Here is a 25591-nt window from a genome sequence, read left to right on the forward strand (position 1 = left end):
GTCCTGCCGCGCCCTGGGAGGCCGCCGCACGGTGAGCACGCCGCGACGGGCGGGCCGGGCTCCCGCGCCCGGACCCGCCCGCCGCCCTTCCTCGCCTAGCCGCAGTGCTCGAACGGGCTGTCGTAGACGGCCGTGCCCGCCTTGCCGCCCCACTTCACGCACTGCCCCGCCGCCGCGGCCCGCACCGGGCCCGCGTAGTAGGCGAAGCTCCCGCTGTCGGTGATCCGGGTCTTGCCCTGCACCTCCAGGTACGCGCTGGTGGCGGTGGCCTGGCCGATCGAGGTCTTCTTGATCGTGGCCACGCAGTTGTTGCCGTTGGCCGAGTTGTAGAGCAGGAAGACCGTGCCGGCCGTGCCGAGCGCGGCGCTGTCGATCACCTTGTAGCCGGTGCCGCAGACCGACTCGGGGGTGTGCGGGTTGGTGGTGCCGCCGCCTCCCGTGACGTAGTTCATGAACGTGGTCCAGTTCCAGTAGCCACCCGGGTCGGTGTGGTCGGTGCCGGGGACCTGGCTGTGGCCGACGATGTGCGTGCGGTCCTTGGGGATGCCGTACCGGTCGGCGATGTTGCGGGTCAGCGCGGCCGACGAGCGGTACATGGCGTCGGTGAACCAGGTGGCGTCGTTGACGAAGCCCTCGTGCTCGATGCCGACCGAGCGCCGGTTGTAGTCGCCGGCGTGGAAGGCGCGGTCCTTCTCCCTGACCATCTGGGTGACGGCGCCGTCGGAGGAGCGCACGACGTAGTGGGAGCTGACCTTCGCGGCCGGGTTCTGGAACCAGGAGATCGTCCCGGCGTAGGAGCCCTGGGCCACGTGGATGACGATGCGGTCGATCGCGTCGCTGGTGGGGCGGCTGGAGACGGCGTAGTTGGCGCTGTTGGCCGGCACCCAGGCGGCCTGCGGGTAGTCCACCGCGGCGGCCAGCGTGCTGGGGCCGTCCAGGTCCTCGGCCTTGCCGTACGCGCCGCGGTCCGGCTCGACGGCGCGCGGCTTGACCGTGACGCTCTCGCCGCCCGTGGTGGTGGCGCGCACGCCCCCCGCCATCAGGTCGTAGACGGTGTCGGCGTACAGGCGGGCCACGTCGGGGGAACTCGCGCCGCCGTACCGGGCGATGGCCGTGTACCAGCGGGCCGGGTCCTTGCGGGCGGCGGCGTCCAGGCCCGCCTCGTCGGCGTAGGCGCGCAGCACGGCGGCGCCGCCCGCGATGTTGGCGGCGTCGTCGCTCTTCAGGTCCGCGACGGGCTCGCCGGTGAGCGTGGCCGCGCGCTCCAGGGTGCGGGAGGCGACCAGGTGCATCACGCCGTAGCCGCCGCTGGCGCTGGGCTCGCCGTCGTGGCCGTCCAGGTGGGTCTCGGCGTAGGCGAGCGAGACCAGCAGGTCGCGCGGCACCTCGTAGGTGCCGGCCGCCTCGGCGAACGCCCCCGCCACGGGGCCGTCGGCGGACGCCGCGGCTGCCGGGCCGCTCATCAGCAGCGTGGCGGGCATCAGCACGCCGGCCAGCAGCGCGGCCGAGCGGCACAGTTGGGCACGCACAGTGTTTCTCTCCTCAGCAGTCTCTGTTCGGGGGACGCGCTCTAGCCGCAGTGCTCGAACGGGCTGTCGTAGACGGCCGTGCCCGCCTTGCCGCCCCACTTGACGCACTTGCCTGCGGCGGCGGCCCGCACCGGGCCCGCGTAGTAGGCGAAGCTCCCGCTGTCGGTGGCCCGGGTCCTGCCCTGGACCTCCAGGTACGCGCTGGTGGCGGTGGCCTTGCCCAGCGAGGTCTTCTTGATCGTGGCCACGCAGTTGTTGCCGTTGGCCGAGTTGTAGAGCAGGTAGGCGGTGCCCGCCGTGCCCAGGGCGGCCGAGTCGATCACCTTGTAGCCGGTGCCGCAGACCGAAGCGGCGGTGTGCGGGTTGGTGCTGCCGCCGCCTCCGCACTTGTTCTTCGAGGTCAGCGTCTGGTTCGGGTAGCCGAAGGTGGTGCCGTTGAAGACGGCCTTGCGGATGTTGCCCGGGTAGCTGGTGCCCTGGCGGACCTCGTAGTGCAGGTGCGGGCTGATGTTGTTGCCGGGCTTGCTGGTGTTGCCGAGCGTGCCGATCTTCTGCCCCTGGGCGACCTGCGCGCCGGCGGCGACCGAACGCGCGTTCAGGTGCGCGTAGTACGACGTCCAGCCACCACCGTGGTCGATCTTGACCAGGTTGCCGTAGCCGTTCGCGGAGCCCTGGTGGGCGGAGATGACCACGGTGCCGGCCGCCGCGGCCACGACGGTGTCGCCGAGGTCGGCGTTGGCGGTGCTGCCGCGGTTGAAGTCGATCTCGTACGAGCGGTGGGCGCTGCTGTTGCTGGAGTTGCCCGTCCAGCTCTGGCCGCAGGGGAAGGGCAGCTGGAAGCTCGGCGCGGCCAGGGTCGAGACCTCGGGGACCTCGACCTGGTTCGGCGGATCGTTCGGATCAGGCGCGGGCGTCGTCGTCGCCGTCGTGGTGGGCGTGGGGGCCGGGGTCGGGGCGGCGGAGGCCACCTGGCCGGCCGCGAGCCCGCACACCAGGACGAAACCCATCGTGAGCACCCTGCTGGGTCGCATAAGGATCCTTTCCGTACGGCCCCGGGACGGGAACCGCCCCGGCGCCGATCATGATCAAGTGGATCTCTCGACGTGCGCTTGCTGGGGCTCAAGATTGCGAGTACGGCGTACAAAGAACATCCAGGATCGATATAAAGGCTCAACCGGGCAATGGTTGCAATACCTCCAGCTAAGGAGTAGGTGCGGTCATAGTGGTTGATCAACCAGCCTTCGGCGTCCTCGGGCCGTTGCAGGTCCTGGCCGCGGACCGGAGCCTGCGCGTCGGCGGCACCAAGCCCCGGCTGCTCCTGGCCACCCTGCTCCTCGACGCGAACCAGGTGGTCGGCTCGGACACGCTCATCGAGGTCCTGTGGGCCGGGAACCCGCCCTCGTCCGCCACCGCCAACCTGCGCACCTACGTCAGCTCCTTACGCGGGGTCCTCGGCACGGCCGGGGCCCGCATCGCCGCCCATCCCTCCGGTTACGCGATCGAGGTGGCGGTGGAGCGGCTGGACCTGCTGCTGTTCGAGGACCTGGTGGCGCGGGCGCGGGCGGGCGGGCGTACCGCTCAGGGCGCCGCGCATCTGCGCGAGGCGCTGGCGCTGTGGCGCGGCGAGCCGCTCAGCGATCTGCCCGCCAGTCCCGCGTGGGACGGGCGGCTGCGCGCGCTCACGCAGGCGCGGCTGGGCGCGGCCGAGGAGCTGGTCGCGACGAAGCTCGCCGGCGGGGAGCATGCCTCCGCGATCGAGGATCTGCGCGGGCTGATCGATGAGCATCCCTACCGTGAGGATCTGTGGCAGCAGCTCATCGTGGCGCTGCACCGGGGCGGGCGGCGGGCCGAGGCGCTGCACGCCTACACCGTCGTGCGGCGGCAGCTCGTGGATGAGCTGGGCATCGAGCCGGGGCAGGAGCTGCGGGAGGCGCACGCGCGCGTCCTGGCCGACGACCACGAGCGACCCGGCCCGATCCGCGCGGGCGCGCGTCCGGACGGCGGCGGGCACCAGCGCGCGGGCCTCAGCGGCGCCACGAGCGGCAGCACGGACACGGGCGGCGCAGGCGGCGGAGGAGGAGGCGGAGGCGGAAACGCGACTGCAGGCACAGGCGCGAGCGCAGGCGTGGGCAGTGGCGCGAGCGCAGGCGTGGGCAGTGGCGCGGGCCTGGGCAGTGGCGCGGGCCTGGGCAGTGGCGCGGGCCTGGGCGCGAGCGGTCGCGCAGGCGGTGGCGCGGGCAGTGGCGGAGGCGGTGGCGCGGGCATGGGCGCGGGCATGGGGGCGCCGGCGCCGTTCCAGCTGCCGGCCGACATCGCCGACTTCACCGGCCGGGCCGCCGCCGTCACCGCCCTGACGAACGCCCTGGCCGCCGAGGACAGGCAACCGGACGGGCCACCGTCGCTGGCCGTGGTGGTCGGCCCACCGGGCATCGGCAAGACGGCCCTGGCCGTGCACTGCGCCCACGCCGTCCGATCCGGCTACCCCGCAGGACAGCTGCACCTGTGCCTGGGCGGCACCGACGCCACCCCCACCGACCCCGCAGAGCTGCTGGCGGAGGCGCTGCGCGCGCTGGGCGTCGGTGACGCGGCCCTGCCGCCCACCGTGCGCGAGCGCTCCGCCCTCTACCGCTCCCTGCTGGCCGACCGCCCCATGCTCGTCCTCCTCGACGACGCCGCCGACGCCGCCCAGGTGCGCGCGCTGCTTCCGGGCAACGGCTGCGCGGTCCTGGTCACCAGCCGCCGGCGCATCACCGAGCTGCCGGGCGCGTTCCTGCTGGAGCTGGACGTGCTGCCACCGGGCGAGGGCGAGCAGTTGCTCGGCCGCATCATCGGCGAGCGGCGGCTGGCCGCCGACCGGGAGGCGGCGCTGGCCATCCTGGACGCCTGCGGCCACCTGCCCCTGGCCATCCGGATCGCGGGCGCCCGCCTGGCGGGCCGGCCCGACTGGCCGCTCGCCGTGTTCCAGCGGCGCCTGTCCGACGAGGCAAGCAGGCTCGACGAGCTGCGCGCCGGCGACCTGGAGGTGCGCGAGTCCTTCGAACGCAGCACCCGCCGCCTGACCGGCGAGGCGGCCACCGCCTTCCGCGCGCTGGGCCTGCTCGGCCCGGTCTCCCTGCCCGGCTGGGTGGCCGACGCCGTTCTGGGCCGCCCCCGTACGGAGGCCGTCGTGGACTCCCTCGTGGACGTCAGCCTCCTGCGCCTGGCCGGCACCGACGCCCTCGGCCAGCCCCGCTACCTGCTGCACGACCTCATGCGCTGCCAGGCCAGGCAGCACGCGGGCGGCGAGGCGGAGCGGCGGGCGCTGGCCCGGGTGCTGGACGGCTGGACGAGCGCCGCCGGGCACGCCACGACCCGCCTGCCCACCACCCTGTTCAGCCTGACGCCGGAGGAGCCCGCCTCCTGGAGACTGCCGGACGACACGCTGGCCCAGCTCACCGCCGACCCGCTGTCGTGGTTCGAGGCCGAGCGGGAGTCGCTGGTGGAGGCCGTGCGGCTGGCCGCGGGCACGGGGCTGGCCGCCTCCGCGTGGAGCCTGGCCGCCGCCCTGGTGCCCTACTTCGACCTGCACTGCCGCCTGGACGAGTGGCAGCTCACGCACCGCCTGGCCCTCGACAGCGCCCGCGCGGCAGGCGACCGCCGCGGTGAGGCCGCCATGCTGCGCGGCCTCGGCCAGGTGTGCCTGTACCAGGACCGCTACGCCGAGGCGGACGGCATGCTGCGGCGCGCCTGCGCGCTCTTCCGCGAGCTGGGTGACACGCGGGGCGAGGCGATCTCGATCTGCGGGCTGGGCGCGGTCAGCCAGTTCTCCGGCGAGCATCTGCGGGCGCTGGGCTCCTTCCGCCGGGCCCTGGCCATGTTCCTGACGATCGGCGACCGCGGCGGCGAGGCGTACGCGCGGCAGGCGATCGGCCGCATCCACCTGTCACTGGGTGACCTCCGCCAGGCGTCCGGGTGGCTGACGCAGGCCCTGCGGCTGGCCAGGGATCTGGGCGACACCCACCGGGAGGGGTGCGTGTCCATGCAGCTGGGCCGCCTGCACGACATGAAGGCCGAGGCCGGGGAGGCGATGCGGTTCCAGGGGTGGGCCCTGGACATCTTCGAGGGCCTCGGCGACCGGCACTGCGGCGCGTACGCGATGCAGAGCCTCGGCGGGCTGCAGGCGGCCAACGGCGAGCGCGCCGAGGGCTCCGACCGCCTCCAGGCGTCCCTGGCGATCTTCCAGCAGCTCGGCGACCGCAGCGGCGAGGCGGCCACGTTCCAGACGCTGGGCGAGCTGTACCGCTCGGCCGGGCGGACCGCGCTGGCCGCGCACTACCTGCATCGGGCCGTCGAGCTGCGGCGGGAGCTGCACGACGACCGATCGGCGGGCTGCACGGTCCCGGGACCGCGCAGCCCGAGGGGCTGAGCCGTCAGGGCACGATGTCGAGGGCGTCGATCGAGACGGCCGGGTCGATGGTCAGGAAGGGCCGCTCGTCGCCGTCGTCGAGGTCGGTGGTGACGATCCGCCCGGGCTCGGCGCCGGGGCGGACGACGCGGCCGGCGCTGATGGCGAGGTAGCCGTCGAAGGTGCGCCGGGTGAAGCGGCGCTCGCCGCCCGTCCGCACGTCGATCAGGATCAGCGGGCTCTCGTCGTCGGGCTCGGGGTAGACGACCAGCTCATGCGCGGAGGCCCAGACGGAGTGCGGGCCGGGCAGGGCGACGCGTTCGGCGTAGGCGGCGAGCTCCTTGCCGGTGGGGTCGAGGACGACGGTGGTCAGCACGTCGTCCGGCGTGAGGTACGTCGCGGCGAGCAGCAGCCCGTCAGGCGACCAGCTGATCGAGGCCTCCTCCCAGTAGCCCTCGGCCTGCCAGATCCGCTGCCGGGTGCCGGTGCCGGTGCCGGTGCCGGTGCCGGTGCCGGTGCCGGTGCCGGTGCCGGTGCCGGTGGCGGTGGCGATCAGCTCGATGCCGGCCAGCTCGTCGCCGACGCCGGGGATGCCGGGGCCGTCGGACAGGTCGGCCAGGACGGCCAGGCGGGTGCCGTCCGGCGAGAGCGCGGCGCGCAGGTAGTCGTCGGAGGCGAACTCCTGGCGGGCCCCGGTGGCGAGCGTGTGCAGCACGACGCGCGGCGGGCCGGCGCCGTCGTCCTGGCGCGCGGTGAGCACCAGCCGGGTGCCGTCGGACGACAGCGACACCGTCTCCGGCGCGAGGTGCGCCGGCAGGCCGGGGACGGCCGCGAACGTGTCGCTGTCGGCGTCGAGCACGATCACCGCGCTGCCGCCCGGCCCGGTGGCCGCGAGCACCATCCGGGCCGCGCGCACCGGCCGCGCGGCCGGTGCGTCGAGTGCGATCTCCCATGACCGGTCGACGACCACGACACCTCCCGTTACTGATCCGGTGCGCAGCCTAGTCAAAGATCACCCGAATGGGGAGCCGATGATCTCTATCGCCAAACGATCTTTTGGGTGTACGGTCCCGCTGCCAGTCTTATGTTCTCTTTATTCGGGGTGAACGCGTGCGGCGTCTTTCTGTCTTCATGGTGGCCGTGCTCGTGGCCGGGTTCCTCGTGCCCGTGCCCGAGTTCCTGTTACCCAGGCGGGCGGAGGCGGCCACCGCCTGCTCCCCCAACAGCAGCGACTGGTCCAACGGCCGCAGCGGCCAGAAGCGCTGCGTCTTCAACCACCAGTACTCCACGCGCCGCCGCATCAACGAGGCGTGCCTGCGCGACCGCCCGGTGCTCGGCACCCACATCTACCAGCAGCCGAACGAGTGCAGCCCGTCCGGCGGCATCGAGGCCATCGGGCAGGCCCGGGCCATCAAGTACCTCAGCGACCAGATCGGCGGAAGCGGGGGGCTGATCAACCCCGAGATCCAGTGGGAGCCGACCCTCAGCGGCGGCAGCGACCGGCCCGACATCGTCTACTACGACCGCGCCGGCAACAACTGGGGCCAGGTGATCGAGGCCAAGGTCGAGGGCAACCCCGACTACTCCGGCTGGGGTGGCCAGGTCGTCCGCTACATCAACGTGCTGACCGGCGACGGCGTCAAGAACGTCGTCCCCGGCACGGTGCTCAACCGCTGGGGCACCTACGACGACTGGTTCCAGGTCTACAGCAAGAACGCCTCCTGCAAGGTGGGCGACAAGGACGGCTACCAGTTGTCCACCTACCGGGCCCTGTCTCCCCTTCCCGGCCTGCTGCACATCGAGGAGGTCAAGAAGGAGCGCAAGTGCGAGGAGACCAAGAGGCAGCCCCCGCCGGGCAGCCCGCCCGCCGACATCCCCGAGCTGGACGAGAACGACGACGACCGCGACTGGCCCATCCCGCAGGGCCTGCGCCAGCTCATCGACCGCCTCACCAGACCGCCAGGCGGCGGCTCGAACGACTCGCAGAACAACGACGTGGCCAGGTACGGCAGCGCGGCGGCGGCCGCCGCCGCGCTGACCGCCGCCACCGTGGCCTTCCTGCGTACCCCGCAGGGCGTGCTGTTCCTGCGCGCGGCCGGCTTCGCCACCGTCGAGATGGCGCTGGCGCTCGGCGTGGGCGCGCTGGTCGCCCTCATCCTGCTGTGGTACTTCTCCGAGCACGGCGGCCTGGTCAAGGGCGAGCCGCACTTCACCACCCTGGACGGCCTGGGCTACGACCTGCAGTCCGTCGGCGAGTTCGTCCTGGCCGGCTCCGAGAAACACGGCCTGGAGATCCACGGCAGGCTCAGCCCCGCCAGCGGCGGCCGGGACGTGTCGGTGATGTTCGACGCGGCGATGGAGGCCGGTGACCACAAGGTCGAGTTCGACGAGGACGACCTGTACATCGACGGCCAGAAGCTCACGCTGGAGACCGGCAAGATCCTCTACCTCGGCCAGGACGCGTTCGTGCTGCGCGAGGACGGCAAGTGGCTCGTCATGTTCGACGGCCTGGAGGGTCCGGTGCTGTCCTGGAGGCGCGGCGCCGCCGGCCTCTACCTGCCGCCGTCCGCAGACAGCGACCTGGAGGGCCTGCTCGGCAACGCCGACGGCGACCCGAAGAACGACCTGAAGCTGCGCGACGGCACCCAGTTGCCCGCCAACGCCTCCCCGGCCCAGCTGCACACCGACTACGCCAACTCCTGGCGGCTGGACGACACCGAGTCGTTCTTCACCTACGGCCCCGGCGAGAGCACGGCGACGTTCACCAACCTGCAGTTCCCCTCCCGTATCGTCACGATCCACGACCTGACGCCCGAGCAGATGCAGCTCGCGACGGCGCAGTGCGAGGAGAGCGGCGTCGCGCCTGGCGTGCCGTTCAACGACTGCGTCCTGGACATCGCGCTGACCGCGGACACCTCGTTCGCCGAGGCCGCCGCCGAGCAGAAGACGGTCAGCCTCGACCCGGCCGCGCAGGCGGTGAACGCCGGCGGGGACCTGGCGATCGACTTCGAGGGCACGCTGGGCAAGAACGTGCTGCCCTCGCGGGTGTCGGCCGACCCCGCGGTGAGCTCGTTCGCCGGGCCGTTCAGCGGCGGTGACTCCTACCGGTTCTTCGTGCAGTCGCTGCCGCTGCACAAGGCCGGCACGCTGGGCTTCGATCTGCTGGCCGTCGGCGACTGGGCGTCCGACTCCGACACCGAGACGATCAAGGTCGAGACCGACCGCGACGACCCGTACACGATCACGCCGGGCGAGCTGACGCCCGTCGCGTCCGGGACGCTGGCCAACGGCCTGCCGTGGGCGAAGTACCGCGTCACGATGCCGATCGCGCACAAGAACAGCCAGATCGAGGTCAAGGTCTCGGCCACCGGTACGGCGGGCCTGTCCAACCAGGCGTACGGGCTCGACAACGTGGCGCTCGATCTGGAGGTCACGCCGCCGCAGACGTTCCAGGTATCGCTGCCGTTCACGGCCTCGGACGGCGTGCCCGGCGAGGGCGCGGGCAACCTGGAGGGCGAGGTCGCGGTCGACGAGTACCGCTTCACGCTGGACCAGCCGGCCTCGGTCTTCGTCAACGCGCAGGAGTGCCCCGGGTCCGGGTTCGGGCTCCGGTGGGAGCTGGCGAACGCCGCGGGCGCGAGCGTCGCCACCTCCTACCTGTGCGGTGCCAAGCGCGTGGACGGGCTGCCCGCCGGCGCCTACCGGCTGCGCGTGTGGCCGTGGAACGACGTGTTCGGCGCCTACAGGCTCAGCGTGAACACGCTGGGGGCCGACGTGAGCGCCACCGCGTCGATCGACGGGCCGCAGGTGCCGCTGCAGGTCACCGACCCGGGCCAGCGGGGCACCTGGACGTTCACGGGCACGGCGGGCCAGAAGGTCTCCGCCGAGCTCGCCGACGGCACGCTGACCTCGCTCAGCGACGCCACCCTGCAGCTGCGCGGGCCCGACGGGAGGGTGCTGGCGCAGGACTCCTGCGGCCCGGCCTGCTACGTCGACACCGAGACGCTGCCGGTCACCGGCACGTACGCGATGGTGTGGGACCCGAAGGACGCCAAGACGGGCTCGATCGCGCTGCGCCTGCACGGGGTGCCCGAGGCGGTCACCGGGACGGTCGCCATCGGCGCGCCGTCCACGCTGACCACCACCGTCCCGGGGCAGAACGCGTCCTGGTCGTTCGCCGGCACGGCGGGCCGGCGGGTCGCGTTCGCGGTCAGCGGCCTGGCCGGCGCGGCCAGCGCCTCGATCGCCAAGCCGGACGGGACCCGGCTGTTCGGCTCCACCTACTGTTCGAAGGCCTGCGCCTTCGACACCACCACGCTGCCCGCGACGGGCACGTACACGCTGCTCGTCGATCCCAGCGACGTGCACACGGGGCCCGTCACGGCCAGTGTGATCGAGGGTGACGTCGTCGGCGCCCTGACCGTCGGCGGCGAGCCGGTGCGGCTGACCACCACGGGGCCCGGCCAGCGGGCGTACTGGACGTTCGCCGGCACGGCGGGCCAGCGGGTCGCGTTCGCGCTGACGGACGGCACGTTCAGCGGCGCGTACGCGTCGCTGCGCAAGCCGGACGGCACGGACCTGGTCCGCTCCACCTGGTGCAAGACGTCGTGCGCGTTCGACACGATCGCGCTGCCGGCGGACGGCACCTACACGCTCGTCCTGGACCCGTCCAACACCGCGGTGGGCGCCATCAGCGCGCAGGTCACCGAGGGCGACGTCACGGGCACGCTCACCGCGGGCGGCGGCCCGGTCAAGCTGACCACGACCGGCCCCGGACAGGCCGCCACGTGGTCCTTCGCCGGCACGGCGGGCCAGCGGGTCGCGTTCGCGCTGACGGAGGGCACGTTCGGCAACGCGTACGCGCTGGTGCGCAAGCCGGACGGCACGGAGCTGTTCGACTCCACCTTCTGCAAGACGTCGTGCGCGTTCGACACGGTCTCGCTGCCGGCGGACGGCACGTACACGGTGGTGCTGGACCCCTCCGCCACGGCGGTGGGCTCCATCTCCGCGCAGGTCACCGTGGGCGACGTCACGGCGGCGCTCACGGCGGGCGGCGAGCCGGTCGAACTGACCACGAAGGGCCCGGGGCAGAACCCGATCTGGACCTTCGCCGGGACGGCCGGGCAGCGGATCTCGGTCACCTTCTCGGGCGGCACGTTCTCCAGCGCGAACGCCTCCCTGCGCAAGCCGGACGGCTCGGTCCTGGTGCCGTCCACGTTCTGCGCGAGCTCCTGCTACTTCGACACGACGGTGCTGCCGGTGGACGGCACCTATCAGGTGGTGGCCGACCCGGCCGGCATCCAGACCGGCTCGATCTCGGCCCAGCTCAACCTCGTGCCGCCGGACGTGACCGCGCAGATCGCCGTGGGCGGGCCGGCGTCCACGCTGACGACCGCCATCCCCGGGCAGCGCGGCCTGTGGACGTTCGCCGGGACGGCGGGGCAGCGGGTGTCGTTCGACTTCACCGGCTCGACGTTCACCTACGCCTCGGACGCCACCGTCAGGGTCAGGAAGCCGGACGGCCCCGACCTGATCCCCGACACCAACTGCGGCATCGGGTGCCTGCTGGAGCCGGTCACCCTGCCGGCGACCGGCACCTACCAGGTGGACCTGCGGCCCAAGGGCGCCAAGACCGGCGCGCTGACACTGCGGACGTACCTGGTGGAGGACGTCACCGCCACGATCGCGGTGGACGGCGTCACCTCGACGCTGACCACCACGACCCCGGGGCAGAACGGCACCTGGACCTTCACCGGGACCGAGGGCCGCCACGTCAACCTCGCGTTCATGAGCGGGACGTTCTCCAGCGCCTCCGACGCCGCGGTCTCGGTGCGCGCCCCGGACGGCACCGTCCTGCGGGAGGACACCTCCTGCGGCAAGCTGTGCATGCTGGACCCGATCACGCTGCCCGCGCCCGGCACGTACACGATCCTGTTCGACCCGCGCAAGGCCCTGGCCGGCTCGCTGACCGCGCAGCTCACCGAGGGCGACGTCACCGGGACGGCCTCGGTCGGCGGCCCGGCCTCCACGCTGACCACCGTCGGCGCCGGGCAGAGGGCCGTCTGGTCGTTCACGGGGACGGCGGGCCGGCGGGTGTCGTTCAACTTCACCGGCTCGACGCTCACCAGCACCTACGACGCCTACGTCGCGGTGCGCAAGCCGGACGGCACCGTCCTCATCGACGACACGGCGTGCGGGAAGAACTGCCTGCTGGATCCGGCCGTGCTGCCGGTGGGCGGCACCTACACGGCCGAGTTCAGGCCGCAGAACGCCAAGACGGGCTCGATCACCCTGCAGCTGCACGAGGTCACCCACCTGAGCGCGAGCGTCACGCTCGGTGGCCCCGCCTCGACGCTGACCACCACCACTCCGGGCCAGAACGGCACGTGGTCGTTCGCCGGGACGGCCGGGCAGGTGGTGTCGTTCAACCTCACCGACGCCGGCTTCACCGCCACCACCGGCGCGCGGGTGTCGGTCAAGAAGCCGGACGGGACCACGCTGGTGCCGGCCACCTACTGCGGCAGGAACTGCTTCCTGGAGCCGGTGGCCCTGCCCGTGACCGGCACGTACACGGTGGAGTTCGACCCGCAGGACGAGAAGGTGGGCAAGCTGACGCTCAGGGTCCACGCGGTCCGCGACCTCGCGCCGGCCGCCGTCACCATCGGCGGCGCGGCGCTCACGCTGACCACCACGACGCCGGGCCAGAACGGGAGCTGGACCTTCAGCGGCACCGCCGGGCAGCAGGTGGCCGTCACCTTCACCGGCACCAGCTTCGCCGCCTCCACCGACGCCCGGGTCGGCCTGCTGAAGCCCGACGGCACGGCGCTGGGCAGCTCCCCCTACTGCGGCCGCAACTGCACGATCGCGGCGACGACGCTGCCCGCCACGGGCACGTACACGATCGTCTTCAACCCGCAGGGCGACAAGACCGGCTCGCTGACCGCGAAGGTGGCGGTGCCATAGTCCCCTGAACGAAAAGGGCACGGCCGGAACCGCTCCGGCCGTGCCCCCCTTTCTAGTAGTAGCCCTCCAGCGGGACGCGGGCCTCCTCGAACAGCGCCGGCCCCTCCTGCGGCACCTGCGGCCAGCCGCCACCGGGCTTGAGCCCGGCGAGCTGCTCGTTGGACAGCGCGTACACCACGCGCCCGAGCCCGGACCGCTCGATCCCGCCGCGGCACATGTCGCACGGCTGGCAGCTCGTGTACATGGTGGTGGCCGCGGCGGTGGCCGGGTCCAGCTCGCGGGCCGCCCACCGGGCCAGTTTCAGCTCGGGATGGGCGGAGATGTCCCGGTCGCCGAGGACCGTGTTGTGCGCTTCGGCCAGCACGTCGCCGTCCGGCCCCACCAGCAGGGACCCGAACGGGGCCTCGCCGCCGGCGCGCGCCTTGGCGGCCAGCTCGATGGCCCTGCGCAGGAAGCTCTCCTCTTGCGGCGTCACTGTCGCTCCTTCGTCACTCGCGGGTGTCGTCCAGGCTCCACCGGTCCGCCACGGCGGCCAGCGCGTGCCAGGCCCCGGCCGGGTGCAGCGTCTCGGCGGGGTCGTCGTCGAACGGGTCGAGCACCACGGTGTCGGCCCCGAGCACGCGCAGCTCCTCGAGGTCCTCGACGATCTGCTCGATGGTGCCCTCGCCCGCCCGCCGCTCGGAGCCGGTGACCGGGGTGGTGGTCAGCCGCAGCACGATGCGCGGCACCAGGGCGGGCGCCGGGCGGCCCAGGTCGTCCGCGGCGGACTTCAGCCGGTGCGCCGCGTCGCGCAGCCACGGCAGGGTCGTGCGCAGGGGATGGTAGGCGTCCCCCAGCCGCACCGCGCGGCGCAGCCCGGCCTCGCCGTTGCCGCCCACCCAGATGGGAATGGTGCCGGCGCGGTAGTCGTCGTCGTCCGCCCACGCGGTACGCATCGCCTGGAGGTGCTCGTCCGTCAGCCGGCCTCGCCGCTCGAACGGCACCCCGAGCGCCTCGAACTCCTGCCGCGCCCAGCCGGTGCCCACGCCCAGGACCAGCCGCCCGCCGCTGAAGCGGTTGAGGTTGGCCGCCATCCGGGCCATGAGCAGCGGGTGGCGGTACGGCACGATGAGCACCGAGGTGCCCAGCCTGACCCGCTCGGTGACACCGGCCAGCCACGCGAGCGTGGTGAACGGCTCGTAGAACGGAGCCGGGTACTGCTCGGCGACGTCGGGTGTCACCACCACATGGTCCGAGATCATCAACAGGTCGTAGCCGAGGGCCTCCACCGTCTGCGCCCAGCGCCGCAGCACGGCCGGGTCGGTCCCCGGCCCGAAGTTCGGCACGTTCACCCCGATTCGCATAGCTGCGAGGCTATCGGGGTGACGGCCCGGAGCTGAAGGCATTGTTCACGGCGTCGGCGGAGGTTCGCCGGGATCCTGCCGGTATCGTGGCCGGGTGACCGAGGAACTCGACGAGACCGACTGGTCGATCCTGGCGGAGGTCCAGCGCGACGGCCGCGTCCCGTTCACGGAGCTGGGCCGCCGGGTCAACCTGAGCGCCTCGGCCACCACCGAGCGGGTCAGGCGGCTGGAGACGCTGGGCGTCATCACGGGCTACCGGGCCGAGGTCGATCTCACCAAGGTCGGTTACGCCATCCTGGCCGTCGTCCGGCTGAAGTACCCCGGCAGCCGGCACGAGCCGCTGCGCCGCCTGCTCGGCGAGCGGGCGGAGATCCTGGAGTGCCTGCGTACGACGGGCGAGGACTGCTACACGCTGAAGGTGGCGGCCGGCTCGATGGCCCATCTCGAACGCATCGTGGACGAGCTCGCCCAGTTCGGCAGCACCACGACGAACCTCGTCTACAGCCGGACCCTGCCCTATCGCGGCCCGCGGACCCCGCCCCCGCCGTGATCGCGGCGCTCAGCCCCGCCCGTACCGGTCCTCGGCCCGCCAGAAGTACCAGGATCCGGCCACGAGCGCGACGAGCGCCCACACCAGGCACGACACCCACACGAGCTGCGGCGGGGTGTGGCTGCCGATGAGGATGTCCCGCATCCACTCGATGTAGGAGGCCGCCGGGTTCAGGTACATGGCGGTGGCCACCCATTCGGGCAGCCCGGCGCTGTTGACCACCTTGTCGTGGATGGCGAAGAACACGCCGGAGGCGTACAGCCACGTCCGCATGATGAAGGGCAGCAGCTGGTTGAGGTCCCGCAGCGAGGCGCCGAGCCTGGCCAGGACCAGCCCCGCGCCGATGTTGAACATGCTCTGCAGCAGCAGCACGAGGGGGATCATCAGCCAGAACAGGGTCGGCGGCTCGCCGGTGAGCACCACGATGACCAGCAGCACGCCCATGGAGATGACGAGCTGCTGCAGCTCCTGGATCGTGTACGCCAGCGGCAGCGAGGCCCGCGGGAAGTGCAGGGCGCGGATCAGCGACAGGTTGCCGGAGATCGACTTGGCCCCCGCCGTGACCGTGCGCTGGGTGTAGGTGAAGACGAACATGCCGGTCAGCAGGAACGCCGGATAGTTCGGGATGTTCTTGCTGCCGCCGAGGATGAGGCCGAACATCACGTAGTAGATGGCGGCGTTCAGCAGCGGCGTGATCACCTGCCAGAGCTGGCCCAGGGCGGAGCCGGAGTACTTGGAGACGTTGCGCGAGGTCGCGTACGTCAGCACGAAGTGCCGCCGCTGCCAGAGCTGGCGCAGGTAGAGGCCGAATCGGGGGCGCGCGATGGCGGGTTTGAGCCCGTGCCTGCGGGCCAGATCCGCCAGCGACTGCGGTGCGGGGTCTTCCACTTGGCTCATGAGCACCTCGAAGCGTTGCGGTCACCGTGCCGGACGGCTGTTGCGCTGATCATGCCCCGTGGCGGGGGGCATCGGTCCAGTCTTGGGCCGGAGCGTCGCGGAGTCGAGGAGCTCAGCCGGTGAGATACGGGCGCAGCGTCTGCGCGAGCGCAGCGCGCATCGCGTCGGGCAGCGGGCCCTCGCCCGTCAGCGCCCACAGGATCAGGGCGCCGTTGTAGGCCACCTGCACCGCGCCGGCCAGCGGCTGCACCTGCGTGTCCGCGTGCAGCTCCCCGGCCGCCACCGCCTCGGCGAGCAGCGCGGTGATCTCCTCGCGGGTGCGGCGGGCGTGCTCGGCCGCGTGCGCGCGGAATTCGGGGTCGGTCAGGTCGAGCTGCAGGAACCCGAGGCTGCCCGCCAGCTCCTCGGGCGTGGACACGCCTTCGGCCAGGTGGACGAGCGCGGCGCGCAGCGCGGCCAGCGGCGCGGCGTGCTGCTGCCTGGCCTGCCGGAACGGCTCGGCCGCGGTGCCGGTGGCGTGGGCGGCGAAGGCCAGCAGCAGGCCCCGCTTGGAGCCGAACCGCTGCACCAGCGTGGCCGGGGACAGCCCGGCCTCCTGGGCGACGGCGGCCAGCGTGAGCCCCTGGGGGCCGTGCCGCCCGATCGCGCGGGCGGTCGCGCCCAGGATCGCCTCGTCGCTGGTGGTGCGGGGCCTGCCCATGATCGCTTCCCCCGGAGGATTGACGAATGCGCGTTTATAAACTAACAGCTCCCGCCCGTGCCGAGGTCCGGCAGGTGGCGGCGGGCGTGCTCGATGAACGCCCTGGCGGCGGGGCCGCTCCGGCCGCCCTCCCGCCACACCACGCCCATCCGCCCGCGCAGGGGCGGCTCGGTGACGGCCAGCACGTGCAGCTCGGACTCCGCCGCCGCGACCGTGGACTCGGGCAGGACGGCCACGCCGAGCCCGCGCGCGGCGAGCTGCCCCAGCACGTACGGCTCGGCGGCCTCGAACGCCACGTGCGGTGCGAACCCCGCCTCCCGGCAGACCTCCTCCAGCGCGGTACGCAGCCCCGTGCCGGGCGGCAGGCAGATCAGCGGCAGCCCCTTCAGCTCCGCCACCCGGATCGACCGCGCCCCGGCCAGCTCGTGCCCGCGGCTCACGACCGCCACCAGCGCCTGGTCCACGACCACCTGCACCGCCAGCCCCGGCGGCAGCGGGGCGCCGAGCCCGAGCAGGCCGAGGTCGATCCGCCCGCCGGCGACGCCGTCGAGCAGCTGCTCGGGGCCGGACTCCACGAGCGAGATCTCCACGGCCGGGTGCCGCTCGTGGAAGCCGGCGAGCATCCCCGGCAGGTCCAGCACGGAGGGCGTGGCCACGCCGCCCATCACGACGCGGCCCCGCAGCAGCCCGGTGAACTCGTCGGCGACCTGCCGCATCCCGGACACCGCGGCCAGCGCGGCCCGCGCGTACGGCAGCACGGCCTCGCCCACGGCGGTCAGCCGCACCTCGCGGCCCGACCGGTCGAACAGCGGCTCCCCCAGCTCCCGTTCGAGCTGGCGGATCTGCGCGCTCACGCCGGGCTGGGCGACGTGCAGCCGGGTGGCGGCCCGGGTGAAGCCCGCCTCCTCGGCGACGGCCACGAAATACTCGAGCTGCCGCAGTTCCATGGCCACCCATGCTAGGCCCCCACCCAGGCTGCGGGGTCAGGGCTGCGGGGGTCAGGGCTGCGGGGGTCAGGACGGCGAGGTCACGCCCGTCACCGCGAACCGCTCGACCTCGGCCACGTGGCCACCGGTCGAGGCCACGACCGTCAGCACCCGCCCCGGCCGCGGCTCGAACGTGACCCGCGCCGACCAGGCGGCGTTCTCGCCTCCCGCGGCCAGGCAGCACCGCTCCCCCAGCGGGGCCTGCGTGCCGGGCTGCCGGACCTGGATCCTGATGCTCTCGTCCACGCCGGTGATGCGCCCGCCGACGGTCAGCGGGGAGCCGGCGGAGGCGCCGTAGGCGGGTCTGGTCAGGGAGAGCGTGGTGTCGTCGGTGCCGACCACCTCCCAGGGGGCGTCCTGGCCCGAGCCGTACCGTACGAGGTGCACGACGGCCGCGACCAGCGGCCGGGAGGTGTCCTCCGCGCGCAGGCCGACGTGCACGCGGGCGTGCGGGCCGTCCGTCACGGTCTTGACGGCGCGGTCGATGCCGGCGAAGCCGAGGAAGTCGCGGCTGAAGGCGATCGCGGTGAGGCGGGCGTCGAGGTGCCACGGCTGGTGGCCGCTCGCGCGGTACTGGCGCTGCCAGGCCGCCACCTCGCGCGGGCTGGAGAACGGCCACAGCGGCTGGTAGCGCCCGGCGACCAGGTTCGAGCGCGGCGTGGGCCGGCCCTCGGGGCTGGTCGCGGGGGCGTCCGGGGCCGACGTGGCGGGGGCCGACGTGGCGGGGGCCTGCGTGGTGGGGGCCTGCGTGGTGGGGGCCTGCGTGGTGGGGGCCGGGGAGGGGCTGAGCGTGGTGGTGCTCTGCGAGCGCGGCGGCCTGGTGTCGCCGCAGCCCACCACCCCCACCCCCAGCACGGCGAGCAACGACAACACCCTTACGGTCAACGCTCTCATGCGGCGCCTCCTGCTCATGGCCGTGGGAATGGGGGTTCGCCAGGCGCGGCCTGGTGACAGACCTACCCACTGGCCGCTCCCGCTTCCCGTGTGACGTGCCGGAAGTCCCGGGTCACGAGGTCGGACGGCCATGGCTGGGCGCGGCGTGCGCGGGTAGCGTCCAAGCATGGCCACCTTCGATCTGACCAGCACACGCGCCGTCGTCTTCGACACCGACGGCGTGGTCACCGACACGGCCCGGGTGCACGCCGCCGCGTGGAAGCACGTCTTCGACGCCTTCCTCAGGGGACGCTCGGCGCCCTTCGACATCCGCGCCGACTACCTCGCCCATGTGGACGGCCGGCCCCGGCTGGACGGCGTGCGCACGTTCCTGGCCTCGCGCGGCATCTCGCTGCCCGAAGGCGGGCCAGGCGACGAGCCGGGCGCGCCGACCGTGCACGGGCTGGGGCTGGCCAAGGACGCCTTGTTCGTGGAGCAGATCCACCGGCACGGCGTGGCGGCCTTCCCCTCCACGGTCGCGCTGCTGCACGAGCTTCGGCAGCGCGGCTGCCGCACGGCGGTGGTGTCCGCCAGCAGGCACTGCCGGGCGGTCGTGTCATCGGCGGGGCTGCTGCACCTGTTCGACACGCTGGTGGACGGCAACGACGCGGCCCGCCTGGGCCTGCCGGGCAAGCCGGATCCCGCGCTGTTCCTGGAGGCGGCGCGGCGGCTGGAGCTGGCGCCGCGCGAGGTGGCGATCGTGGAGGACGCGCTGCCCGGCGTGGAGGCCGGGCGCAGGGGCGGGTTCGGGCAGGTGGTGGGCGTGGACAGGAGCGGCACGCAGGCCGCCGCGATGCTGGCCGCGGGGGCCGACGCGGTGGTGGCCGACCTGGCCGACGCCGACGTGGCAGGCCGCGTGCCGGTGGGCGGGCGATGAACGGCCGTCCCGAGGACGCGTGGACGCTGGTCTACGACGGGTTCGAGCCGTCGGGCGAGGGGCTGCGCGAGGCGCTGTGCACGCTGGGCAACGGCCGGTTCGCCACGCGCGGCGCCACCCCCGACGGGGCGCCGCGCACGCCCGGCACGTACCTGGCCGGCTGCTACGACCGGCTCGACTCGGTGGTGGCCGGTCACACCGTGACGAACGAGGACATCGTCAATCTGCCCGACTGGCTGCCGCTGACGTTCGCCACTCCGGGCTCCGACTGGTTCGCGCCCGAGCGGGCCGACCTGCCGCTCTACCGGCACGTGCTGGACCTGCGCCGCGGCGTGCTGGTGCGCGAGCTGCGCTGGCGCGACGGCGAGGGCCGGGTCACCCGGGTACGCCAGTGCCGCCTGGTGTCGATGGCGGACCCGTACCTGGCGGCGATGCGGACCACGTTCACCGCAGAGAACTGGTCGGGCCCGCTGCGGGTGCGCGCCACGCTGGAGGGCCGGGTCCGCAACGAGGGCGTGGCCCGCTACCGGGAGCTGCGCGGCGACCACCTCACCGGGCACGCGACCGGCTCGGAGGACGACCTGGCCTGGCTGACGGTGAGCACCCGCTGCTCCCACGTCACCGTGGCCCTGGCCGCCAGGATCGACACGGACCCCGGGGGCACATCCGCGCGGCCGGTGCTGAGCACGGACCACATCAGCTCCGAGCACGTCCTCGACCTGGCCGAAGGGGTGCCGGCGGGCCTGAGCAAGGTGGTGTCGCTGACCTCCTCGCGCGACCCGGCCGCCCACGACGCGCGCTCGTCGGCGCTGCGGCACGTACGCCGGGCGCCGCCGTTCGAGGAGCTGCTGGCCCGGCACGAGGCGGCGTGGCAGCGGCTGTGGGCGCGGGCCCGGCTGGACGTGGACGGCCCCGCGCTGTCGCAGGCCGTGCACCTGCACGTCTTCCACCTGCTGCAGACGCTGTCCCCGCACACGGCCGACCTCGACGCCGGGGTGCCCGCCCGGGGCCTGCACGGGGAGGCGTACCGGGGGCACGTGTTCTGGGACGAGCTGTTCGTGCAGCCCTGGCTGGACCTGCGCTTCCCGCAGATCTCGCGCGGGCTGCTGCGCTACCGCTGGCGGCGGCTGCCGGAGGCGCGGGACGCGGCCAGGGAGGCCGGTCACGCCGGCGCGATGTTCCCGTGGCAGAGCGGCAGCGACGGCCGCGAGGAGACCCAGACCCTGCACCTGAACCCCAAGTCGGGCCGCTGGCTGCCGGACCACTCGCGACTGCAGCGGCACGTCGGCCTGGCCATCGCCTACAACGTGTGGCACCACTACCTGGCCACCGGCTCCATGCCGCCGTGGTGCGCCGAGCTGCTGCTCGACATCGCCAGGTTCTTCGCCTCACTCGCGGTGCCCGCCGGCGACCGGTACGAGATCCGCGGCGTCATGGGCCCCGACGAGTACCACGACGCCTACCCCGGCGCCGCCACGCCCGGCCTGGACAACAACGCCTACACCAACGTCATGACGGCCTGGCTGATGGCCCGCGCCCGTGACACCGCCGCGCTGGCCCCCGATCTGGCGCCCACCGGGGACGAGCTGGCGCACTGGGACGACGTCGGCCGCCGCCTGCGGGTCGACTTCCACGACGGCGTGATCAGCCAGTTCACCGGCTACGGCGACCTGCTGGAGCTCGACTGGGAGCGCTACGCGGGCGTGCGCCGCCTGGACCGGGCGCTGGAGGCCGACGGCGACGACGTCAACCGGTACCAGGCGTCCAAGCAGGCCGACACGCTCATGCTGCGCTACCTGCTGACCGGCGACGAGCTGATCGGCCTGCTGCGGCACCTCGGCTACGCGGCCGGCCCCGACCTGCTCTCCCGCACCACCTCCTACTACCTGCGGCGCACCAGCCACGGCTCCACTCTCAGCGCCGTCGTGCACGCCTGGGTGCTGGCGCGCTCGAACCGGGCGCAGTCGTGGCGGTTCTTCACCGAGGCCCTCTACAGCGACATCAAGGACGTCCAGGGCGGCACCACCGCCGAAGGCATCCACCTGGGCGCCATGGGCGGCACGCTCGACCTGCTGCAGCGCTGTTACCTGGGCCTTGAGCTCCGGCCTGACGGGATGCGGCTCGATCCGCGGATGCCCGACGAGGTCGGCCTGATGTCCATGCCGATCCGCTACCGCGGGCGTCAGTTGTTCATCGACGCCGACCACCACGAGGCCCGGCTCAGCGGCACCGCACGCCGTACCTATGGCAGAGGGGAAGTCATCATGGCAGGCACAGGGGATCTCGGCCGCCGGGTCATCCATCACCGCGAGCGGCTCGGGCTGTCCCGCGAGCAGGTCGCCGAGCGGGCCGACATGTCACCCGGTTACCTGAAATATCTGGAGGAGAACGCCGACACCCCGGACACCGGGGCGCTCTACCGGCTGGCCGACGCGCTGGGCACCACGGTGCAGGACCTGCTCGGCGGCGGCCAGGACCGGCCACCGGGGCGCGGCCCCGCCATGGCCCACCCGGCCCTGGAGACCCTGGACGAGCAGGAGTGCCGGCGGCTGATCGCGCCGGGCGGGATCGGGCGGGTGGCGTTCAACGGCTCGCACGGGCCGACCGTGCTGCCGGTGAACTACAAGGTGCACGAGGGCGCCATCGTCTTCCGCACCGCCGCGGGCGGGGCCATGGACAAGGACCTGCGCAGCGGGCTGGAAGGCGTGGACATCGTGATCGCCTTCCAGATCGACAACATCGACGAGACCAACCGGGAGGGGTGGAGCGTGCTGGTGCAGGGGCCCGCGCACCACGTGCCGCCGGAGGAGGCGGCCGGCGTCGCCGGCGCGGGCGTCACCCCGTGGGCGGGGGGCGAGCGGCAGCTCTACATCCGCATCGTCCCCCAGCACATCACGGGGCGCCGCATCCACGGCAGCTGACGGTACGGGGGTCAGGGGCAGCCCGTGGCGCCGAACGCCATGAACTGCGTCACCTCCTCCTCGGAGAAGTTGTCGTCGGAGCCGATCACCAGCGTGCACTCGCCGCCGGCCAGCCTCGGGCCCCAGGCCATGCCCTCCAGGTTCTGCACCGGCGGGCGGAACTCGCCGAGGTCGCGCACCAGCCGCTTGGAGACCGGCCGGAACGTGTCGGCCTCCGCCAGCGAGTCGCGGCCCAGGACGTCGGAGGCGCCGCGCACGTCGATCTCGTACAGCTTGACCCGGTATCCCACGCCCTGGATCCAGGACCGTTCCAGCGCCAGGTACCGGTGCTCGTCGATGGCCAGGATCTCCGACACGCCGCTGTCGGTCAGGCCGGTCGGCGGGTTCGGCGGGGCCGCCAGGGCGTCGAGCGGGTAGGCGTACTGGGCGCGGACCCGGCCCTGGCGGTCCCACACGGTCAGCCGCGTCATCGAGCCGCGCTCGGCGGTCGGGGTCGGCCCGTCCTCGAAGCGCGGCCCCTCGGTCACGGCCGTGACGGCGCGCTCGGTGACGGCCACCCCTTCGAATCCGAAATTGCGCCGGGGGCCGCTCTCCGCGTCCTCGAAACGCAGATTCGACGGGAGCGGGAATTCGGCGAGCTGCCGCCCTTCGACGTCCATTCCCCGCACTTTCGGCTGCGAGATGGGAATATCCGGATTCGACTCGTCGGGCCGGTCCCCCTCGTCACCCCACAGCAGCCGCCCGCTCCACCGGTCGACCCTGATCGACTCGGGGTCGGCCGAGCCCGGCTTGCCGTAGGCGGGGTACGTCGTGCCGTCGGGCCGGTAGAGCATGGTGACGCCGGTCAGCCGAACGCCGGTGAAGTCGCCCGTCTTCCGGTTGAAGGCCAGGCGGTCGGTGTAGAAGCGGGCGGGGTTGTAGCGCCAGCGGTCGTCGGAGACGAAGTACCAGACGCCGGTGCGCGGATCGCGGTCGAACCCGGACAGGCCGCCGACGGTCGTGCCCCCGAGCTTGTCCATGTGCGGCACCCGCTGCTCGCCGAGGAAGCGGGTGATCCGTACCGGCTCCTGCGGCGCGGACGCGGCGGCGGGCGGGGCCGTGCCCGCCAGCACCGCGAAAGCGAGGGTGATTTCCGTGATTCTCCGTGCAGTTTTCCGTGTACCTGGCAATTGTTCCTCCGTCCCGGAATTCGACGGAGGACATGAAAGCGCGTCCCAGCAGTGAAGTCTACGAAGGAGACAACCGCATGCCGCACTGCAAAAGGCGCGAATCGCTGCGGGTCGCGGGGCGGTCAGGCGGGGGCCGACCCGGCGACGCCGTCGAGGATGAGCCGCAGGCCGTGCGCGAACGCCTCGTCGCTCGTGGGCGCGCCGCCCGTCCTGACGCCCTCCATGGTGAGCGGGTAGTCCCTGGCGTACGCGGCCGGGGCGGGGCTGTCACCCCGTTCCTGGCGGTCGCGCCCGGCCTGCTCGTTCAGCACGAAACCGAGCGTGTAGTGGCTGATCGCGGTGATCGCGTGCAGCCCCTGGGCCGGGGTGAAGCCGAGCCCGGTGAGCGTCCTGAGCTCCTGCTCGAAGGCCCTGGCGACGTCGGGCCCCGGGTTGCCGGTCGCGATCAGCCGCGCGCCGTCGCGGTGGCTGAGCAGCGTGCGCCGGTAGCGGTGCGCGCGCCGGGTGAGCCACTCCCGCCAGCCCTCCCCCTCGGCCGGCCCGCCCATGTCGTGGGCGAGCAGCTCGCGGGCCATCTCGTCGAGCAGCTCCTGCTTGTTGCGGAAGTGCCAGTAGAGCGCCGGGTTCTGGACGCCGAGGCGGGCGGCGAGGCGGCGCACCGACAGGCCCTCCAGGCCGGTCTCGTCGAGCAGCTCGAGTGCCGCGCGGACGACGGTGCCGCGCGCCAGTCCCTTCTGTGCCATCGATCGATCACCTTAACAGCGCCGGGCATCACGCCTGGCGGGTGCCGATGACGGCCGTGGCGTCCAGGTCGTCCGACGTCGCCACCCGGACCGTCAGCCCGGCGGCCCGCGCGGCCTCGGCGGTCGCCGGCGCCTGGCGCTCGCTGGTCTCCACCAGCAGCCGCCCGCCGGGAGCCAGCCAGCCGGGCGCCCCGCCGATCACCCGGCGCACCACGTCGAGCCCGTCGGCGCCGCCGTCCAGCGCGTGCAGCGGTTCGTGCAGGCGGGCCTCGGGCGGCAGCAGGCCCACCGACTCCGACGGCACGTACGGCGGGCTGGCGATCAGGATGTCCACCCGGCCGCGCAACGCGGCGGGCAGCGGGTCGTACAGGTCGCCCTCGTACACCGTCGCCGTCCCCTCCAGGTTGCGCCGGGCGCAGCGCACGGCGACGGGGTCGAGGTCGGCGGCGTGCAGCTCGGCCCGCGCCAGGCCCGCGACCACCGCCGCGCCCATCGCGCCCGTCCCGCAGCACAGGTCCAGGATCACCGGCGTGCCCGTGACCTCGCGCGCCAGCTCAGCGGCCGCCTCGATGAGGAAGCCGGTACGCGGCCTGGGCACGAACACGCCCGGCTCCACGTACACGCGCAGGCCGCAGAACTCCGCCCACCCCAGCACGTGTTCGAGCGGCTCCCCCGCGACCCGGCGCGCCACCATGGCGTCGAGGTCGGCGGGGGTGGGCGCGGTGGACAGGAGCAGCCCGGCCTCGTCCTCGGCGAAGACGCAGCCGGCGGCGCGCAGGCGGGAGACGATGGCGGCAGTGGTGAGCGATGACGAAGAAACCGACATGGGGAGCCTTTCGGGATGCCGATGGGCGCTCCCGCGGTCACCTAATCCCTGTGGGCCGCGCTCTGCGAGGGGAGCACCCGGACTGACACAGCGTTGATGGGTCTCACCTCCCAAGGACGATCCTCTTGACGAGACCGTCACAGTATCAGCCCGCGCAACGCCCTGCCCGGGGTGGGGTCGGTGGGTCGCTGACCTGCGGCTCCGTTACGATGAGTGACGTCACTCAGCCGTGCCGCCTGACGCGGGCGCGGCCCGGACGTCCGAGGGATCGCCCTGTCCGCGAGTCCGGACGAAGCACGCAGGTCATCACCGCAAACCTCGCCTGCGCCAACATCGGCGCGAGTCAGGGCAAAAGGTCGGCCAAGCGGCGGCGGGCCGACCGGATGAGGACAGGTGACGAACCTACGCTCATCCCAACGAACCCCTCGCTGACCGCTGAACCCATCGATAACGCCGCCTGGCCGGCGGCTGGAGTCATCCCGGTGATCACCGCAATCTTCTTCGCCATCGCGGCCGTCTCGGCCCTGGAAATCACGCTCGTCCTGGCTCTGCTGGGGTGGGGAGGCGCGCAGCTCGGCGCCTTCCTGCGCCACCATCCGCACGGTTCCGCCGGCGGCCTGCGCGACCTGGCCGCAGAAGCACGGCAGTGCGGGCTCCTCGCGCGCGACGCCGTGCGGCGTCGCTGGGAGTCCCACGGCCGGTAGTGCCCATCATGCCCATGCGGGCCTGTTGTCGAAGGAACAAATCAAGAAGGGGACCGGGCTCAGGCA

Annotated in this window: 18 protein-coding genes; 6 read left to right on the forward strand and 12 right to left on the reverse strand. The window is 73.2% G+C overall.

Going from position 1 to position 25591, the window contains the following annotated elements; genetic code table 11:
• Nucleotides 1-95: 95 nt before the first annotated feature.
• Both LCN96_RS31200 and LCN96_RS31205 read right to left on the reverse strand, forming a co-directional pair.
• Nucleotides 96-1529 carry an N-acetylmuramoyl-L-alanine amidase gene (locus LCN96_RS31200; RefSeq protein ID WP_225265997.1) on the reverse strand — a complete coding sequence of 478 codons (1434 nt, stop codon included), beginning with the start codon at nucleotides 1527-1529 and terminating at the stop codon, nucleotides 96-98.
• A 41-nt stretch (nucleotides 1530-1570) separates the two neighbouring features.
• Complete coding sequence (locus LCN96_RS31205; RefSeq protein WP_225265998.1) at nucleotides 1571-2560, reverse strand: M23 family metallopeptidase; 990 nt, start codon at nucleotides 2558-2560, stop codon at nucleotides 1571-1573.
• Between the two features lie 191 nt (nucleotides 2561-2751).
• On the opposite strand from LCN96_RS31205, the gene LCN96_RS31210 reads away from it, so the two are divergent.
• Nucleotides 2752-5934: an AfsR/SARP family transcriptional regulator gene (locus tag LCN96_RS31210; RefSeq protein WP_311131960.1), complete on the forward strand. Its 3183-nt coding sequence runs from the start codon at nucleotides 2752-2754 to the stop codon at nucleotides 5932-5934.
• Between the two features lie 4 nt (nucleotides 5935-5938).
• Here the strand turns inward: LCN96_RS31210 and LCN96_RS31215 are convergent, their stop codons facing one another.
• The gene (locus LCN96_RS31215; protein WP_225265999.1) at nucleotides 5939-6883 is read right to left on the reverse strand and encodes a hypothetical protein; all 945 of its coding nucleotides are present in this window, start codon (nucleotides 6881-6883) and stop codon (nucleotides 5939-5941) included.
• 140 nt (nucleotides 6884-7023) lie between these two features.
• Between LCN96_RS31215 and LCN96_RS31220 the strand changes: the two genes are divergently transcribed.
• On the forward strand, nucleotides 7024-12876 hold the full coding sequence (locus LCN96_RS31220) for a VWD domain-containing protein (RefSeq protein WP_225266000.1): 5853 nt from the start codon (nucleotides 7024-7026) through the stop codon (nucleotides 12874-12876).
• Nucleotides 12877-12928: 52 nt separating this feature from the next.
• On the opposite strand, the gene LCN96_RS31225 is transcribed toward LCN96_RS31220, so the two are convergent.
• Nucleotides 12929-13351 (reverse strand): nucleoside deaminase, encoded by a 423-nt coding sequence (locus LCN96_RS31225; RefSeq protein ID WP_225266001.1) that lies wholly within the window; start codon nucleotides 13349-13351, stop codon nucleotides 12929-12931.
• Nucleotides 13352-13364: 13 nt separating this feature from the next.
• The gene (locus LCN96_RS31230; protein WP_225266002.1) at nucleotides 13365-14219 is read right to left on the reverse strand and encodes an LLM class flavin-dependent oxidoreductase; all 855 of its coding nucleotides are present in this window, start codon (nucleotides 14217-14219) and stop codon (nucleotides 13365-13367) included.
• Nucleotides 14220-14313: 94 nt separating this feature from the next.
• Here LCN96_RS31230 and LCN96_RS31235 point away from each other — a divergent pair, with 94 nt between their 5' ends.
• A complete protein-coding gene (locus LCN96_RS31235) occupies nucleotides 14314-14769 on the forward strand; it encodes an Lrp/AsnC family transcriptional regulator (protein ID WP_225266003.1) in 456 nt (151 codons plus the stop codon).
• A 9-nt stretch (nucleotides 14770-14778) separates the two neighbouring features.
• Here LCN96_RS31235 and LCN96_RS31240 read toward each other — a convergent pair whose 3' ends face one another.
• The 4 genes from LCN96_RS31240 to LCN96_RS31255 form a co-directional block, all read right to left on the reverse strand.
• Entirely contained in the window at nucleotides 14779-15666 is an 888-nt protein-coding gene (locus LCN96_RS31240; protein ID WP_225266004.1) for an ABC transporter permease, read from the reverse strand.
• 112 nt (nucleotides 15667-15778) lie between these two features.
• Nucleotides 15779-16366, reverse strand: coding sequence for a TetR/AcrR family transcriptional regulator (locus LCN96_RS31245; protein WP_225266005.1), 588 nt, complete (start codon nucleotides 16364-16366; stop codon nucleotides 15779-15781).
• 41 nt (nucleotides 16367-16407) lie between these two features.
• The gene (locus tag LCN96_RS31250) at nucleotides 16408-17313 is read right to left on the reverse strand and encodes a LysR family transcriptional regulator (RefSeq protein ID WP_225266006.1); all 906 of its coding nucleotides are present in this window, start codon (nucleotides 17311-17313) and stop codon (nucleotides 16408-16410) included.
• A 66-nt stretch (nucleotides 17314-17379) separates the two neighbouring features.
• A complete protein-coding gene (locus tag LCN96_RS31255) occupies nucleotides 17380-18246 on the reverse strand; it encodes a hypothetical protein (protein WP_225266008.1) in 867 nt (288 codons plus the stop codon).
• Nucleotides 18247-18412: 166 nt separating this feature from the next.
• Here LCN96_RS31255 and LCN96_RS31260 point away from each other — a divergent pair, with 166 nt between their 5' ends.
• Nucleotides 18413-19162 (forward strand): HAD family hydrolase, encoded by a 750-nt coding sequence (locus tag LCN96_RS31260; protein ID WP_225266009.1) that lies wholly within the window; start codon nucleotides 18413-18415, stop codon nucleotides 19160-19162.
• The gene (locus LCN96_RS31265) at nucleotides 19159-22083 is read left to right on the forward strand and encodes a pyridoxamine 5'-phosphate oxidase family protein (RefSeq protein WP_225266010.1); all 2925 of its coding nucleotides are present in this window, start codon (nucleotides 19159-19161) and stop codon (nucleotides 22081-22083) included. The genes LCN96_RS31260 and LCN96_RS31265 overlap by 4 nt, the downstream gene beginning before the upstream one ends.
• An 11-nt stretch (nucleotides 22084-22094) precedes the next feature.
• Here the strand turns inward: LCN96_RS31265 and LCN96_RS31270 are convergent, their stop codons facing one another.
• The 3 genes from LCN96_RS31270 to LCN96_RS31280 all read right to left on the reverse strand — a co-directional run bounded on the left by LCN96_RS31270 (nucleotide 22095) and on the right by LCN96_RS31280 (nucleotide 24821).
• Nucleotides 22095-23195 carry an esterase-like activity of phytase family protein gene (locus LCN96_RS31270; RefSeq protein WP_225266012.1) on the reverse strand — a complete coding sequence of 367 codons (1101 nt, stop codon included), beginning with the start codon at nucleotides 23193-23195 and terminating at the stop codon, nucleotides 22095-22097.
• 179 nt (nucleotides 23196-23374) lie between these two features.
• Complete coding sequence (locus LCN96_RS31275; protein WP_225266013.1) at nucleotides 23375-23995, reverse strand: TetR/AcrR family transcriptional regulator C-terminal domain-containing protein; 621 nt, start codon at nucleotides 23993-23995, stop codon at nucleotides 23375-23377.
• A gap of 28 nt (nucleotides 23996-24023) precedes the next feature.
• On the reverse strand, nucleotides 24024-24821 hold the full coding sequence (locus LCN96_RS31280) for a putative protein N(5)-glutamine methyltransferase (protein WP_225266014.1): 798 nt from the start codon (nucleotides 24819-24821) through the stop codon (nucleotides 24024-24026).
• 482 nt (nucleotides 24822-25303) lie between these two features.
• On the opposite strand from LCN96_RS31280, the gene LCN96_RS31285 reads away from it, so the two are divergent.
• Nucleotides 25304-25525 (forward strand): hypothetical protein, encoded by a 222-nt coding sequence (locus tag LCN96_RS31285; RefSeq protein WP_225266015.1) that lies wholly within the window; start codon nucleotides 25304-25306, stop codon nucleotides 25523-25525.
• The last annotated feature ends 66 nt before the right edge of the window (nucleotides 25526-25591 follow it).

This window comes from Nonomuraea gerenzanensis (assembly GCF_020215645.1).
GTDB classification, from domain to species: Bacteria; Actinomycetota; Actinomycetes; order Streptosporangiales; family Streptosporangiaceae; genus Nonomuraea; species Nonomuraea gerenzanensis.

Bases quoted from the DNA above. Each gene is read 5' to 3' on its own strand.
- LCN96_RS31205 (WP_225265998.1), bottom strand. From the start codon at position 2,560: ATGCGACCCAGCAGGGTGCTCACGATGGGTTTCGTCCTGGTGTGCGGG.
- LCN96_RS31230 (WP_225266002.1), bottom strand. From the start codon at position 14,219: ATGCGAATCGGGGTGAACGTGCCGAACTTCGGGCCGGGGACCGACCCG.
- LCN96_RS31240 (WP_225266004.1), bottom strand. From the start codon at position 15,666: ATGAGCCAAGTGGAAGACCCCGCACCGCAGTCGCTGGCGGATCTGGCC.
- LCN96_RS31245 (WP_225266005.1), bottom strand. From the start codon at position 16,366: ATGGGCAGGCCCCGCACCACCAGCGACGAGGCGATCCTGGGCGCGACC.
- LCN96_RS31250 (WP_225266006.1), bottom strand. From the start codon at position 17,313: ATGGAACTGCGGCAGCTCGAGTATTTCGTGGCCGTCGCCGAGGAGGCG.
- LCN96_RS31255 (WP_225266008.1), bottom strand. From the start codon at position 18,246: ATGAGAGCGTTGACCGTAAGGGTGTTGTCGTTGCTCGCCGTGCTGGGG.
- LCN96_RS31260 (WP_225266009.1), top strand. From the start codon at position 18,413: ATGGCCACCTTCGATCTGACCAGCACACGCGCCGTCGTCTTCGACACC.
- LCN96_RS31265 (WP_225266010.1), top strand. From the start codon at position 19,159: ATGAACGGCCGTCCCGAGGACGCGTGGACGCTGGTCTACGACGGGTTC.
- LCN96_RS31275 (WP_225266013.1), bottom strand. From the start codon at position 23,995: ATGGCACAGAAGGGACTGGCGCGCGGCACCGTCGTCCGCGCGGCACTC.
- LCN96_RS31280 (WP_225266014.1), bottom strand. From the start codon at position 24,821: ATGTCGGTTTCTTCGTCATCGCTCACCACTGCCGCCATCGTCTCCCGC.